Genomic DNA, 13,065 nt, shown 5'->3' with positions numbered 1-13,065 from the left:
CTTTGTGCGGCTGCCGCCTCCTCCCGAAGCGCACACTGAACACTCGATGGTAGTCAGATGAGAGCGCCGAAAGAGCCGGGACAGCGACCCTTTTTCAGGGGTCGGCATGTGCGTGCCGAAATGCGTCCAGGACTTGCTCGGATCTTCCGCCTTCTTACCAGCGGGAGAGCGCTGTCACGCCCTGGACGAACGGGGATATTTCGGTCCGCGCAGGGCCCGGCATTTGGTGCGGGCCGCGCCCACCGCGGGTGCGGCTCCCAAATGCGACATTTCCGCTGTGGTGGCTACCGATGCTCCATAACCAGGGCGAATGAGGTGCCGGGAAGCAGCGCTGCATAACCGTGCGCGACATCGCCGGGAAATGACGCATAGTCGTGCACGTCAAGGTCGACCGGAGAATCCTCGGGGCCGACCCGCAACCGGCCACTGATCATCACCACGTGCTCGACGGTGCCGGGCAGGTGCGCTTCGGCCTTGCGGGCGCCGCCCACCTCGGCCGTCATCAGGTAGATGTCCCGCCGGGCGCCGGGCGGGCAGGTCGCCAGCAGCGTGCCGACGAAGTCGGCCTGGTCGGACTTGAACACCGGACCGGTGCCGGCCCGGATCACGTGCGGCGCGGTCGGCGGCGCCTCGACGAGCCGGCTGAACGGCACGTTGAGCGCGACCGCCAGGGCCCACAGCGTCTCGATGTTCGGGTTGCCGGCGCCCGCCTCGAGCTGGCTCAGCGTCGACTTGGCGATGCCGGCGCGCTTCGCCACCTCACTCAGCGACAGCTTCTCCCGCTCGCGCTCGCGCTTCAACGCGGTCGCGATGAGCTCCAACGGCGGCTTGCGCATGTCCATGCAGAGGTCCGTTCGGTGTGGCGAACGATGCATTCGGCTTGACGAACGATGCCGACAGGTTCAGCATACCGAACTATGCGTTCGATACTCCGAACAGACCCGATCGCCCGGGACGTGACCGCGCTGTGCGCGGCCGGGGTGGTCGTCGGGCTGTCGTTCGGCGCGATCGCCTCCGCCGCAGGCCTGCCGTTGTCCCAGATCATCGCGATGTCCCTGGTCGTCTACGCCGGCGGCGCCCAGTTCCTCGCCGTCGGCCTCGCCGGTGCGGGCGCCACGGCACTGGCCATCGTGCTCGCCGGGCTGCTGCTCAACGCGCGGCACCTGCCGTTCGGCCTGGCGATCGGCAGCCAGCCGCTCGGCGACACCCGCACGGCCCGGCTGCTCGGCAGCCACCTGATGACCGACGAGTCCGTCGCGTTCGCCCTCGCCCAGGACGACCCGGCCCGGCGCCGCCGCGCCTACTGGATGACCGGCATCGGCCTGTTCGTCACCTGGAACATCGCCTCAGCCGTCGGCGCCGTCGCCGGCAGCGCCCTCGGCGACCCGGCCACGTTCGGCATCGACGCCGCCTTCCCGGCCGCGCTGCTCGCCCTGACCCTGCCGTCACTGAAAGACAAGGTCGCCGTCAAGGTCGCCCTCGCCGGTGCCGCCCTCGCCCTGCTCACCACGCCGTTCCTGCCCGCCGGGCTGCCGGTGCTCGTCGCGCTCGTCGCGCTGGCGCTGGCACTGCCGGTACCGAACAAGAAAAAGGCCGAACGATGAGCTGGGTCGCCATCATTGCGCTGGCCGTGGGCACCTACGCGCTGCGCTTCGCCGGGCCCGTCCTGCGGGAGCGGCTGACCGTGTCCGAGACCGTCAAGCGCTACCTGACGCTGGCCGCCGTCGCCCTGCTGGCCGCACTGATCGGCACCGCGGCACTGCTCGACGGCACCGAGTTCGTCGGGATCGCCCGCCCCGCCGGTGTGCTCGTCGGCGCGGTGCTCGCCTGGCGCAAGCTGCCGTTCGTCGTCGTAGTGGTCGCCGCCGCACTGACCGCGGCCCTGCTCAGGCTCGCCGGAGTCGAGTAACTACAGTCGAGGTCATGCCCGAGTTCGCGTTCTCTCCCCTGCTGCCCCTCGGCCCGGACACCACCGAATACCGCCTGGTCACCAGCGACGGGATCGGGCGCGACGGGCGGTTCCTCACCGTCGAGCCGGAGGCGCTGACCCGCCTCACCGACGAGGCCATGCACGACATCGCGCACTTCCTGCGCCCGGCGCACCTCACGCAGCTGCGCTCGATCATCGACGACCCGCAGGCCTCGCCCAACGACCGGTTCGTCGCCCTCGACCTGCTGCGCAACGCCAACATCGCCGCCGGCGGTGTGCTGCCGATGTGCCAGGACACCGGCACCGCGATCGTCATGGGCAAGCGCGGCCGGTTCGTGCTCACCGACGGCCGCGACGAGGAGGCCATCGCCCGCGGCGTATTCGACGCCTACACGCGGCTCAACCTGCGATACTCGCAGCTCGCGCCGCTGACGATGTGGGACGAGAAGAACACCGGCTCCAACCTGCCGGCGCAGGTCGAGCTCTACGCCGAGGGCGACGACAGCTACAAGTTCCTGTTCATGGCCAAGGGCGGCGGCTCGGCGAACAAGAGCTACCTGTATCAGGAGACCAAGGCCCTGCTGAACCCGACGCGGATGATGCAGTTCCTCGAGGAGAAGCTGCGGCTCATCGGCACCGCCGCCTGCCCGCCGTACCACCTGGCGATCGTCATCGGCGGCACCTCCGCCGAGCACACGCTGAAGACGGCGAAACTGGCCTCGGCGAAGTACCTCGACAGCCTGCCCACGTCGGGCACCGCCGTCGGCCACGGCTTCCGCGACCTGGAGCTGGAAGCCGAGGTCCTGGAGCTGACCCGCAACTTCGGCATCGGCGCCCAGTTCGGCGGCCGGTACTTCTGCCACGACGTCCGCGTCGTCCGCCTCCCCCGGCACGGCGCCTCCTGCCCGGTCGCGATCGCGGTGTCCTGCTCCGCCGACCGCCAGGCCGTCGCGAAGATCAACGCCGAGGGCGTGTGGCTGGAGCAGCTGGAGCGCGACCCCGCCTGGTTCCTCCCCGACGTCACCGACGAGCACCTCAACGACGACGTGGTGGCCGTCGACCTCAACCGGCCGATGGCCGAGATCCGCGCCCAGCTCTCCCAGCTGCCGGTGAAGACCCGCCTGTCACTGACCGGCCCCCTCGTGGTGGCTCGCGACATCGCCCACGCGAAGATCGCCGAGCGCCTCGACGCCGGCGAGCCGATGCCGCAGTACCTGCGCGACCACGCCGTCTACTACGCCGGCCCGGCGAAGACCCCCGAGGGCTACGCCTCGGGTTCGTTCGGCCCGACGACGGCCGGCCGGATGGACGCCTACGTCGAGAAGTTCCAGGCCGCCGGCGGCTCGATGGTCATGCTGGCCAAAGGCAACCGCTCCAAGCAGGTCACCGACGCCTGCAAGACCCACGGCGGCTTCTACCTCGGCTCGATCGGCGGCCCCGCGGCCCGGCTCGCGCAGGACTGCATCAAGCACGTCGAGGTCATCGAATACCCGGAGCTCGGCATGGAGGCGGTCTGGAAGATCGACGTGGTCGACTTCCCCGCGTTCATCGTCGTCGACGACAAGGGCAACGACTTCTTCGCCGAGGTCACCAAGCCGACCCTGACCCTGCAGATCGGCAAGCGGTAGGCGCATCTGTCCGCCCTGGTGGGAAGCGGTTCCCACCAGGGCCGTCCCGCTCGACGGGCTTCTCACGCACTGCCGACGCCGCCCCTCCGGCGGCGGAGGCTCAACGGCCCCCCGCGTAGACGGCCTGGCGTCCGAGTTCCTCTTCGATGCGGATGAGCTGGTTGTACTTCGCGGTGCGGTCGGAACGCGACAGCGAACCGGTCTTGATCTGGCCGCAGCCGACCGCGACAGTGAGGTCGGCGATGGTGGTGTCCTCGGTCTCCCCGGAGCGGTGCGACATCACCACCCGGTAGCCGGCCTTGTACGCGGTGTCCACCGTCCTGAGGGTCTCGGTGAGCGTGCCGATCTGGTTGACCTTGACAAGGATCGCGTTGGCGTAGCCGCCCTCGACACCGTCGAGCAGCCGGTCGGCGTCGGTGCAGAAGACGTCGTCGCCGACCAGCTGCAGCCGCTCGCCGGCCTCGGCCGTCAACTGCTCCCAACCGGCGATGTCGTCCTGGGCCATCGGGTCCTCAATCGAGCTGATCGGGTACCGGTCGGCCAGATCCTTCAGGTACGCGATGTGCTCCTCGATTGTGCGCCGACGGCCCTCACCGGCGTACTCGTAGGCGCCGCCGCGGAAGAACTCCGAGCTGGCCGGGTCCAGACAGATCGTGATGTCCGTGCCGGGCTGATAACCGGAGTCCTCGATGGCGCGCACGACGAATTGGAGGGCCTCGTCGGCATTCGCGAAATCTGGCGCGAAGCCGCCCTCGTCACCCACGTTGGTGCTGTGCCCGGCCTTCGCCAACGACCGGCGCAGCGTGTGGAAAACTTCGGACCCCATCCGCACGGCATCGGCGAAGCTTGATGCACTCACCGGGGCGATCATGAACTCCTGGAAGTCCAACGGATTGTCGGCGTGCGCGCCGCCGTTGACGATGTTCATCATCGGCACCGGCAGCAGGCGAGCCCCGACCCCGCCCACGTAGCGGTAGAGCGGCTGGCGGTGCGCGAGCGCCGCGGCCTTCGCCGTCGCGAGGGACACCCCCAGAATCGCGTTGGCGCCCAGGCGACCTTTGTCCTTCGTACCGTCCAGCGCGATCATTGTCTCGTCGACCAGTGCCTGGTCCTCCGCGTCCAGGCCGGTCACCGCCGAGGCGATCGCACCGTTGACGGCGGCGACCGCCCTGCTGACACCCCGACCGTGAAAGCGCGTGGGGTCTCCGTCGCGCACCTCGACCGCCTCGTTCGCCCCGGTCGACGCACCAGACGGCACGGCTGCGCGCCCGGTCGAGCCGTCCGCGAGCACCACGTCGACCTCGACGGTCGGGTTGCCGCGGCTGTCGAGGATCTGCCGCCCGATCACCCGGCTGATAGTCGTCATCGCCCACTCCCTGCCCTGTCCGTGTCTGCCGGGCCAGACTGGCACAGAACATCGGCGCTGCCACCGCGACGACAAACACCTTGACCCGCACCCCGGGGTACGGGTTTAGGGTCGCCAGATGCGGGTGGGTGAACTGGCACGCCGAACCGGAACGACCGTGCGAGCGTTGCGCTACTACGAGTCGGCCGGGCTGGTCGTGCCCCGGCGACTGAGCAACGGCTACCGCGAGTACGACCCGATCGCGGAACGGCAGGTCGCGCAAATCCGCGAACTCATGGCCCTGGGCTTGACCGTCGAGGAGACCCGCCCGTTCGTCGAGTCGATCGCCGACGGCTCCGACGACGTCTGCGCCGCGGCCCTGGCGACCTTCCGCAGCACGGTCGTCAGCCTGCAGCAACGCATCGGCGAACTGACCGCCCAGCGCGATGCCCTCGACGCCCGCATCGACGCGGCGGCGCGCCAGGTGACGACCAGCGGCCCGACCGCCAGGACCCAACCGGCCACACCGGCCACACTTGTCGGCAAGCCGCTGCCGCCGCTCAGCTTCTACGCCACTGACGGCCGCCCGGTCGACCTGCGCGCGCTCGGCCCCGGGCGAAGCGTCATCTTCGTCTACCCGCTCACCGGCCGACCCGGCGTCGATCTCCCCAGGAGCCTGCTGGAGGTTCACGGTGCGCGAGGCACCACCGACCATGCCGTCTGGCTACGCGACCACCACGCGGAGATCCTCGCCGCCGGAGCGGCCCGGGTGTACGGGCTGTCCGCACAGTCGACCGGATACCAGCGTGAGCTCGTGCACCGACTGCACCTGCCGTACCCGCTCATCCCCGACCCTCGGCTCAGCCTGGCCGCCGCCGCCGAGCTGCCCACCCTCACCGCCGGTGACCTGACGCTGTACGAGCGATTGACGCTCGTCATCGCCGACGACCTGGTGGAACACGTCTTCCACCCCATCCCGGACCCCACCTCCCACGCGCTCGAGGTCATGCGGTGGCTCACCCAACGACGCCAAGCAACCCCCTGACCCACGACCTCCGCCACGGAACCGACTTGACCTGCACCCTGGCGTTCGGGTTTAGCGTTATCGCATGACCAAGGCATTGAGCGGCGACGTCGACTACGAGACCACGGGCCACGGATACGTGCTCCGACGGCGTACCGATCCGAGGATCGCGGCAGTGATCCACACGGCGCTGGGTGAAGCCCGGACCGTGCTGAACGTGGGCGCGGGAGCCGGTTCCTACGAGCCCGCCGACCGGTACGTCGTCGCGGTCGAGCCCTCCGCCCGGATGCGCGCCCAGCGGCCGGCGACCGCGGTCCCGGCGCTGGACGCCACCGCGGAGCATCTGCCGTTCGACGACGAGACCTTCGACGCGGCGATGGCCATCGTCACCGTGCACCAGTGGTCGGACACCACCCGCGGCCTGGCCGAGCTCCGTCGGGTCACCCGCGGCCCGGTGCTGGTGCTGACGTTCGACGGTGCTGCCCTCGACCGGCTCTGGCTGGCCGAGTACGCCCCGGAACTGATCGCCGCGGAACGCCGCCGCTTTCCGCCGATCACCACCATCGCGCACATGATCGGGCCCAGCGCCGAGGTCATCGAGGTGCCCATCCCGATCGACTGCGCCGACGGTTTCACCGAGGCCTACTACGCGCGCCCTGAGCAGTTGCTCGACCCGCACGTCCGGGCCGCGCAGTCCGCCTGGGGCTTCGTCGACCAGGCCAGCACCGCCCGAGCCGTCGAGCGGCTGCGCGCCGACCTCGGCTCCGGCGCCTGGGATGCCCGCCACGGTCACCTACGCACCCAGCCACAGTTCGCCGGATCGCTGCGCCTGATCGTCGGCCGCCGCTGACCTGAATCGGTGATCGGGCGCGGCAGCGGTACAACCCGGAATCGCTCCCCGACCTGGTCGATTCATGTCCGGCTATGCCTTTGTCATCCTCGACAGATGGACCACTCCTCGCATGTCACCCTCGGAGGGTTCCTGGCGGGTGGTGTCGTCGGCTTCGGCATCGGGTTCCTGTACGCGGTCGCCCGCCGCGCATGGCAGGACCATGCCGGGGCGAAGGCAATCGCGACCGGGGCCGGTAAAGCAGCATGGAGCCACACGGGTGAGTTCGTGATCCTCGGGTTCTTCCTGGCGGTCATTGCGGCGCTCGCCCTCAGCGGTATCAGCGACCACTGAACGAACCGCCCGACCCGCCCCGCCGTGCTGCCGACGGCGGCTCAAGCGGTGCGCAGGGCCGGGCGGCCGAGCGCCCGGAGGAATGCCTGGGCCCAGTGGTCCACGTCGTGCTCGCGGACCTGCTCACGCATCCGGCGCATCCGGCCGGTGAGCTCTTCGGGGTCGGCCCGCATTGCCGTGCTGATGCCGCGCTTGAGTTCCTCCACGTCGTACGGGTTGATCAGGAACGCGCCGTGCAACTCGTCGGCGGCGCCGGTGAACTCGCTGAGCACCAGCGCGCCGCCCTCGTCCCGACGGGCCGCGACGTACTCCTTGGCGACAAGATTCATGCCGTCGCGCAGTGGGGTGACCAGCATGACGTCGGCCGCCAGGTACAGCGCCACCAGCTCCTCCCGGGATCGGGACTGGAACAGGTACTGCACCGGCACCCGGCCGACGTCGCCGAACTGTCCGTTGATCCGGCCCACCTCGCGCTCCACCCGCTCGCGCAGCTGCTGGTACTGCGCGACCCGCTGCCGGCTCGGTGTGGCCACCTGGACGAGGACGGCCTCGTCGTTGCTCACCGTGCCGTCGGCGAGCAGCTCGCCGTACGCCTCGATGCGCTGCTCGATGCCCTTGGTGTAGTCCAGCCTGTCGACGCCGAGCACCAGCCGCCGATCACCGCCGAGCTCCCGGCGCAGTTGCCGGGCCTCCGCCTGCACCTCGGGATCGGCGGCCATCTGGTCGATCTCCGACACGTCGATCGAGATGGGAAACGCCCGGGCCGTGACCGTGCGGCCCTGGTGTTCGACCTGCTCGCCGTGCGGTTGCAGGCCGAGCAGCTCAGCGGTGAGCCGCAGGAAGTTCTGCGCCGCCAGCGGCTGCTGGAAGCCGACCAGGTCGGCGCCGAGCAGCCCGCGCAGCAGCTCGGCGCGCCGTGGCAGCTGCATGAACAGCTCGACCGGCGGAAACGGGATGTGCAGGAAGAAGCCGATGCGCAGGTCCGGCCGCAGGTCGCGCAACAGCTGCGGCAGCCGCAGCAACTGGTAGTCGTGCACCCACACCGTCGCGCCGTCGTCGGCGACCTCCGCCGCCGCCTCGGCGAAGCGGCGGTTGACCGCCTCGTACGCCACGCGCCACTCGCGGCGGTGCGTCGGCTGCTCGACCGCGTGGTGGAACAGCGGCCAGATCGTCGAGTTGGACTGTCCCTCGTAGTAGCGGTCGACCTCCTCGCCGCTCAACGGCACCGTCCGCAGGTACACCCCATCAGCCTCGAACGGCTCGGTGGCGTCGTCCGGACTGCCGGTCCAACCCACCCAGGCCCCGCCGGCGCTCCGCGCGATCGGCTCCAACGCACTCACCAGCCCACCGGGACTGCGGGTCCAGCACTGCTCCCCCCGCTCGTCGGTGGTGCGGTCAAGGGGCAGCCGATTGGCCACCACCACAAAGCCGTACCTGCGCTGCTTCACAGCAGACGTCTACCTCATCAGACGGGGCAGGAAACGTTCCGGTCTCATCGGGGACCTCATGAACTTCGGTAGCCATCAGCAGAGTTAGCAACTACCTTCTAACTATGAGCATCGCAGCTGTGGCCAACTTCTCCGACCTCCTCCAGAGGCCGAACGACACGTTGGCGTCGCTCCGCAGCGGACGCCACATCCGCCTCCGCAGGCGGGACGCGGAAGACATCGTTGTCACCACCGCATCCCGGCACGAACAAGAACGCGAGGTGGTCAAGGCCGCCATCGAAGTCCTCGCCTACCTCGCCGAAGCCGACCCCGTTGCCGCAGGCAAGATCGCTGCGCACGCGTTCCCCTGGCTGCGACTTCTGCCCGACGAGGACCTCGACGCGTTTCTTGACGAGTTCCTCGGCATCTTGCGCGCTGGGCTCGACCTCGACAACTTCGGCCCGGTCTGGCAGCTCATCATCGAGTGGAAGCACACAGCCGAGGTGCACGCAGACCCCGAACTCGTGGCCATCCTCAAACAACCAGCCGAAGACCACGGCACCGTGCCTGAGCCGGTGGTCGGCAAGTGAGCCCGCGCCGCGGCGACCGTGTCGCCCCACCCCCAGTTCACCCGGAATGGGACGTGATCTTCGGCACGAACGACGCGGCGAAAGGCTGGTCGGATCTGTGTGTCCAGGCGCCAGGTCCGACCCGGACGGCCTATCTGGCCATGCGCGACAACCCGACTCCTGCGCCCACCGAGAGGCATCACCGGCTCAAGGGGTCGCTGGCGAACGGCGGTTACAGCGGCTCCAAATGGCTGCTGCCGCAGTGGCAGATCGAAGTGACCGGTGGCGGACGCATCTGGTATCTCGTCGACGACGCGGCGCACAAGGTCATCGTGATGTATGCGGGTACCAGACACCCGAAGCAGACAGACTGATCCAGGTTGCGTCGCTGACCGGCGACCTTGAGCGCAGCTACATCGGCGGGCCTCCGACACCAATTTTTGGACTGGATCATGAATAAACGGACTCCGCCTCATAGAGCGGTGCAAGAACGTACGAGCGCTGGGCCGGCGAGCAGGTCCGCACGGCGCTCCGCGGCTCCCCAGTCGTTTGCTCAAGATTTTTTCGAGCGGATGTAGAGGTTCGGCGGGCGGATCCGACTGATGGGTGAGAGGGGCAGGACGGCCCCGCACCGTGATGAGAGGACTCCCGAGATGAGCAAGGTTGTCGTTGACATGGGTGCTTCGCTGGACGGGTTCGTCGCAGGGCCGAACCAGAGCGCCGACGCCCCGTTCGGTGAGGGTGTGGACAACAGCCTGCACCAGTGGATGTTCGACGCGGCGGAGGAGAACGCGGCGGAACTCGCCGCCATCGTCGATGCCGGTGCGTTCATCATGGGCCGCAACATGTTCGGCCCGGGCCGCGGCGAGTGGGATCTCACCTGGCAGGGCTGGTGGGGTGAGGAGCCGCCGTACCACGCCCCGGTCTTCGTGCTGACCCACCACGAGCGCCCGTCGCTGGAGATGGCCGGCGGCACCACGTTCCACTTCGTGACCGGCGGGATCACCGAGGCGCTCAAGCTGGCCCGGGAGGCGGCGGGGGACCGGAACGTCGCCGTCGCCGGTGGCGCCGCGACCGTCAACCAGTTCCTGGCCGCGGGCCTGCTGGACGAGCTGCGCCTGCACGTCGCGCCGGTGCTGCTCGGCAAGGGCGAGCGGCTGTTCGACGGCGTCGAGAAGACCGAACTGACCCAGATCGAGGCCCGGCAGACCTCGCTCGTCACCCACCTCCGCTACGCGGTGAGCCGCGGCTGAGCGGCGACGTCGGCTCCTGACCCGAGTCGGTTTTCCTGCCAGGCCGTTATCGCGGTTCAGTCGGGGTCGGCCGCTGCCTCGGCGAGCCAGCCGGTCAGCGCCTGCGGCGGGTTGAGGCGAAGTGCCCGTTCGGTGTTGGTGAAGTCCGGTGGCATCACCTCGACATTGACGACCACCCCGTCTCGTGCCGCGCCCCGGCCGAAGAGGCCCTCGCGGTCGAGCCGGCTCATCGCCGATTCCATGGCTCGCAGGCGCAGGTCGGCTTCCGCGTCGGTGTCGGCCCCTCGGCCCTCGCACAACCGGCGGACCTTTGCGAAGTGCTGCGCCCCGAACAGGTTGAACGGCGAATCGGCGTACGACCAGCGCAGATCCGGATCGTCGCCGACGGCGTGCAGGGCCTCGTGCGACCAGGCGGACAGGCACGGCGGGTGCACCTCACCCGTGGTGATCAAGGACAAGTAGTAGAAGCGGTGGGTGGGGTACCGCTGGAACAGTTCGGTGACCGCGGTGCGGGTCGCCGCCACCACTGCGTCCGCCAACTCCTGCTCCGACGGGCGATGCGCAGCGGCGGGCGCAAGATCGGCACGGCACTGATCGAGGAACTCCGCGATGGACAGGCCGGTCGGCTCCCGCCTCCCTCCGTCGACGAACCAGCGGTCGACTTGACCTGTCGCAAGGACCAGCAGGAACTGGTTGCCTCCAGCGTCATACGCAAACGGCACCTCGCCGCGCTGTCGCAGCCCCATGTCCTCGATCAGGCGCTCGATGGACAGCGATCCATACGTGATCGGGTGGAATCCGTGAACACCGAGGGGGCTCTCCACACCGTCCGGAAACCATCCGCCGTTACTGACCAGCAGATAATGATCAATGAAGGCAGCCGGCAGCGGCCGGTCCAGAGATCGTGAGAAGGCCGCGATGTCGCCTTCGGTCAACGACCACGCGCTCTGTTCCCAGGCCATCCGGCCATTCTCTACCGCCGCTCAACGTCAGTTGCCCGGCGCGTAGACGAACCGGTCGTGGGCGAACCGGCCCAGGGCCTGGATCGCCGACTCCGCGTCGTGGATCTCGTCCAGGTCGAGCAGCACGACCGAGGGCCTACCGTCGACCGTGTTCTGGTAGGCCGCGGGCACGCCCAGGTCGGCGCCCTGCGCGGGGACAAGGACCAGCCGCAAGGTGCGGCTGTTGTCCGTGGTGTCGACGTGAGCTTCGACGAGCACGGCGTCGATCGCCGACCAGGGCACCGCCCGGTTGATTCCCGCTACGCGCAGCGCGAGACCGGCCTCGCTGATGACCACCGGGGCGGGACGGAAGAGCCGCCGGACGCGGAGTACAGCGCGAACCGCCCAGTCCGGACGGCCTGGTCAAGAGAACGGCAGGTAGCCGATGGTCCGGCCGCGGCCGATCATCAAGCCCTTCTCGCCGACGCCCAGCACATCCGACGAGGTCTTCGCGTCCAGCAGCTGCCGGCCGCTGTCCGGGGCGTACGCCAGCAGTTTGCCGCCCTCGGACGAGTCGCGCACCAGCACCGCCCAGCGGGTCACCGCCACGTCGGCCTTCGCCGAGACCGCATGCTCCCAGGCCTTGCCGCCCTTGGTGAGGTTCACGACGACCAGCGTCTTGCCGCCGTTCGTGCGCACCAGGCCGTACTGGCTGTCGACCGCCACGATCTCGTCGCCCTCGTTGCCGACCCACAGCTCCTTGCCGTCGCGCGGCGACAGGAGCACCTCGCGGTTGTCGCCCCGCGTCGCCACGATCACGGTGTCGGCGCCGGAGGGGTCCTTGCGCTGCTCGCAGCCGGCGCCCGACGACGTGCGCAGGTTGTAGCCGTCCTTCTTCCAGACCGACTTGCCGGTCGAGGCGTCGCGTGCTTCGAGGCTGTACCGGCAGTTGCCGTCCTTCGGCGTCGCCGTGGACACGAGCACGCGGCCGCCGGCCACGACGACGCGGGACGTCGCGCTGGGCTCCTCCTGGCGCAGCCGCTTGCCGTTGACCGTGTCGACGACCTGGACCCGCTGGTCGATCGGGAAGCCCAGCATCGCGGGGACCGAGCGGGGGATCGCCGAGACGGCGTCATCGAACGTGTCGGAGACCAGCCGGGTGCCGAGCAGGTCGCTGTTGACGCCGTTGTGGACGCGGCCGATGCCGGGCAGGGTCAGCTTCCACAGCTGCGCGCCGTCCTTGGGGGCGCGGGCGGTCAGCGTGCAGTCCGACATCGCGGCGCAGGCGAGCGTGAGAACCATGTCGCGGTAGGTCCACGCGCCGACCGCGTCGCCGTCTTTCCACTTCGGGTTGCCGCTGGACGGGTCGAGGGCCTGCAGGCCCAGGCCGCGCCGACCGACGATCGCGACGACGTTCCCGTCGTCACCGGCCACGCCGGCCCAGTCGGCCTCCTTCGTCCACAGCACGGTGCCGCTGCTCAGGCCGCGGGCCTCGATGGTGCCGCGCATCGTCACGATCGCCGCGTCGCCGGCGACGACCGCCGCGGACGGCTGGCCGCCGACCCGGTCGGTCCAGGAGGTCTCCGGTGTGGAGAGTTTGCCGGCGTTGGAGGCGACCTTCTCCCACCAGTCGGTGACCTTGGGGACCGGGTTCCAGCCGGTGACCAGGATGCCCGTGATGATCAGCGCGAGGACGCCGATCGCGCCGAGCACCGTCTCGAAGTTGCGGACCGCTCCTCTCCTCGCCACGGCAAGCACGGTACCG

Annotated in this window: 15 protein-coding genes; 9 read left to right on the top strand and 6 right to left on the bottom strand. The window is 69.5% G+C overall.

Features of this window, described 5'->3' with window-relative positions:
- Nucleotides 1-284 precede the first annotated feature (284 nt).
- On the bottom strand, nt 285-842 hold the full coding sequence (locus Dfulv_RS01570; protein ID WP_259860803.1) for an XRE family transcriptional regulator: 558 nt from the start codon (nt 840-842) through the stop codon (nt 285-287).
- A 75-nt stretch (nt 843-917) separates the two neighbouring features.
- On the opposite strand from Dfulv_RS01570, the gene Dfulv_RS01565 reads away from it, so the two are divergent.
- The 3 genes from Dfulv_RS01565 to Dfulv_RS01555 are packed head-to-tail and all read left to right on the top strand — an operon-like array spanning nt 918 to nt 3,558.
- Nucleotides 918-1,604 carry an AzlC family ABC transporter permease gene (locus Dfulv_RS01565; RefSeq protein WP_259860802.1) on the top strand — a complete coding sequence of 229 codons (687 nt, stop codon included), beginning with the start codon at nt 918-920 and terminating at the stop codon, nt 1,602-1,604.
- Complete coding sequence (locus Dfulv_RS01560; RefSeq protein WP_259860801.1) at nt 1,601-1,909, top strand: AzlD domain-containing protein; 309 nt, start codon at nt 1,601-1,603, stop codon at nt 1,907-1,909. Before Dfulv_RS01565 ends, Dfulv_RS01560 begins: the two co-directional genes overlap by 4 nt.
- Before the next feature lie 14 nt (nt 1,910-1,923).
- Nucleotides 1,924-3,558, top strand: a complete 1,635-nt coding sequence (locus Dfulv_RS01555; RefSeq protein ID WP_259860800.1) for a fumarate hydratase — start codon at nt 1,924-1,926, stop codon at nt 3,556-3,558.
- A 100-nt stretch (nt 3,559-3,658) separates the two neighbouring features.
- Here the strand turns inward: Dfulv_RS01555 and eno are convergent, their stop codons facing one another.
- Nucleotides 3,659-4,924: a phosphopyruvate hydratase gene (eno, locus tag Dfulv_RS01550; protein ID WP_259860799.1), complete on the bottom strand. Its 1,266-nt coding sequence runs from the start codon at nt 4,922-4,924 to the stop codon at nt 3,659-3,661.
- A 118-nt stretch (nt 4,925-5,042) separates the two neighbouring features.
- On the opposite strand from eno, the gene Dfulv_RS01545 reads away from it, so the two are divergent.
- The 3 genes from Dfulv_RS01545 (at nt 5,043) to Dfulv_RS01535 (ending at nt 7,110) form a co-directional block, all read left to right on the top strand.
- Nucleotides 5,043-5,948, top strand: coding sequence for a MerR family transcriptional regulator (locus tag Dfulv_RS01545; protein WP_259860798.1), 906 nt, complete (start codon nt 5,043-5,045; stop codon nt 5,946-5,948).
- A 64-nt stretch (nt 5,949-6,012) separates the two neighbouring features.
- Nucleotides 6,013-6,777 (top strand): class I SAM-dependent methyltransferase, encoded by a 765-nt coding sequence (locus Dfulv_RS01540; protein ID WP_259860797.1) that lies wholly within the window; start codon nt 6,013-6,015, stop codon nt 6,775-6,777.
- A 96-nt stretch (nt 6,778-6,873) separates the two neighbouring features.
- Nucleotides 6,874-7,110 (top strand): hypothetical protein, encoded by a 237-nt coding sequence (locus tag Dfulv_RS01535; RefSeq protein WP_259860796.1) that lies wholly within the window; start codon nt 6,874-6,876, stop codon nt 7,108-7,110.
- Nucleotides 7,111-7,151: 41 nt separating this feature from the next.
- Here Dfulv_RS01535 and Dfulv_RS01530 read toward each other — a convergent pair whose 3' ends face one another.
- A complete protein-coding gene (locus tag Dfulv_RS01530) occupies nt 7,152-8,558 on the bottom strand; it encodes an alpha,alpha-trehalose-phosphate synthase (UDP-forming) (protein ID WP_259860795.1) in 1,407 nt (468 codons plus the stop codon).
- Between the two features lie 119 nt (nt 8,559-8,677).
- On the opposite strand from Dfulv_RS01530, the gene Dfulv_RS01525 reads away from it, so the two are divergent.
- The 3 genes from Dfulv_RS01525 to Dfulv_RS01515 all read left to right on the top strand — a co-directional run bounded on the left by Dfulv_RS01525 (nt 8,678) and on the right by Dfulv_RS01515 (nt 10,359).
- Complete coding sequence (locus Dfulv_RS01525; RefSeq protein ID WP_259860794.1) at nt 8,678-9,127, top strand: hypothetical protein; 450 nt, start codon at nt 8,678-8,680, stop codon at nt 9,125-9,127.
- Between the two features lie 53 nt (nt 9,128-9,180).
- Nucleotides 9,181-9,480, top strand: coding sequence for a hypothetical protein (locus tag Dfulv_RS01520; protein ID WP_259860793.1), 300 nt, complete (start codon nt 9,181-9,183; stop codon nt 9,478-9,480).
- A 279-nt stretch (nt 9,481-9,759) separates the two neighbouring features.
- Entirely contained in the window at nt 9,760-10,359 is a 600-nt protein-coding gene (locus tag Dfulv_RS01515; protein WP_259860792.1) for a dihydrofolate reductase family protein, read from the top strand.
- A 56-nt stretch (nt 10,360-10,415) separates the two neighbouring features.
- Here the strand turns inward: Dfulv_RS01515 and Dfulv_RS01510 are convergent, their stop codons facing one another.
- The 3 genes from Dfulv_RS01510 to Dfulv_RS01500 form a co-directional block, all read right to left on the bottom strand.
- On the bottom strand, nt 10,416-11,321 hold the full coding sequence (locus Dfulv_RS01510) for a DUF4303 domain-containing protein (RefSeq protein ID WP_259860791.1): 906 nt from the start codon (nt 11,319-11,321) through the stop codon (nt 10,416-10,418).
- A gap of 27 nt (nt 11,322-11,348) precedes the next feature.
- Nucleotides 11,349-11,657 (bottom strand): hypothetical protein, encoded by a 309-nt coding sequence (locus tag Dfulv_RS01505; protein WP_259860790.1) that lies wholly within the window; start codon nt 11,655-11,657, stop codon nt 11,349-11,351.
- A 66-nt stretch (nt 11,658-11,723) separates the two neighbouring features.
- Entirely contained in the window at nt 11,724-13,049 is a 1,326-nt protein-coding gene (locus Dfulv_RS01500) for a PQQ-like beta-propeller repeat protein (RefSeq protein ID WP_259860789.1), read from the bottom strand.
- Nucleotides 13,050-13,065: the final 16 nt, after the last annotated feature.

The sequence above is a fragment of the Dactylosporangium fulvum genome, from assembly GCF_025137375.1.
Classification (GTDB): Bacteria; Actinomycetota; Actinomycetes; order Mycobacteriales; family Micromonosporaceae; genus Dactylosporangium; species Dactylosporangium fulvum.
This window is presented reverse-complemented; position numbering and strand designations above follow the sequence as displayed.

What these genes read in the sequence shown, in the direction of transcription:
- Dfulv_RS01510 (WP_259860791.1), bottom strand. Translation starts at nt 11,321, where the DNA reads ATGGCCTGGGAACAGAGCGCGTGGTCGTTGACCGAAGGCGACATCGCG.
- Dfulv_RS01555 (WP_259860800.1), top strand. Translation starts at nt 1,924, where the DNA reads ATGCCCGAGTTCGCGTTCTCTCCCCTGCTGCCCCTCGGCCCGGACACC.
- Dfulv_RS01540 (WP_259860797.1), top strand. Translation starts at nt 6,013, where the DNA reads ATGACCAAGGCATTGAGCGGCGACGTCGACTACGAGACCACGGGCCAC.
- Dfulv_RS01560 (WP_259860801.1), top strand. Translation starts at nt 1,601, where the DNA reads ATGAGCTGGGTCGCCATCATTGCGCTGGCCGTGGGCACCTACGCGCTG.
- Dfulv_RS01565 (WP_259860802.1), top strand. Translation starts at nt 918, where the DNA reads ATGCGTTCGATACTCCGAACAGACCCGATCGCCCGGGACGTGACCGCG.
- Dfulv_RS01545 (WP_259860798.1), top strand. Translation starts at nt 5,043, where the DNA reads ATGCGGGTGGGTGAACTGGCACGCCGAACCGGAACGACCGTGCGAGCG.
- Dfulv_RS01570 (WP_259860803.1), bottom strand. Translation starts at nt 842, where the DNA reads ATGGACATGCGCAAGCCGCCGTTGGAGCTCATCGCGACCGCGTTGAAG.
- Dfulv_RS01515 (WP_259860792.1), top strand. Translation starts at nt 9,760, where the DNA reads ATGAGCAAGGTTGTCGTTGACATGGGTGCTTCGCTGGACGGGTTCGTC.
- eno (WP_259860799.1), bottom strand. Translation starts at nt 4,924, where the DNA reads ATGACGACTATCAGCCGGGTGATCGGGCGGCAGATCCTCGACAGCCGC.
- Dfulv_RS01535 (WP_259860796.1), top strand. Translation starts at nt 6,874, where the DNA reads ATGGACCACTCCTCGCATGTCACCCTCGGAGGGTTCCTGGCGGGTGGT.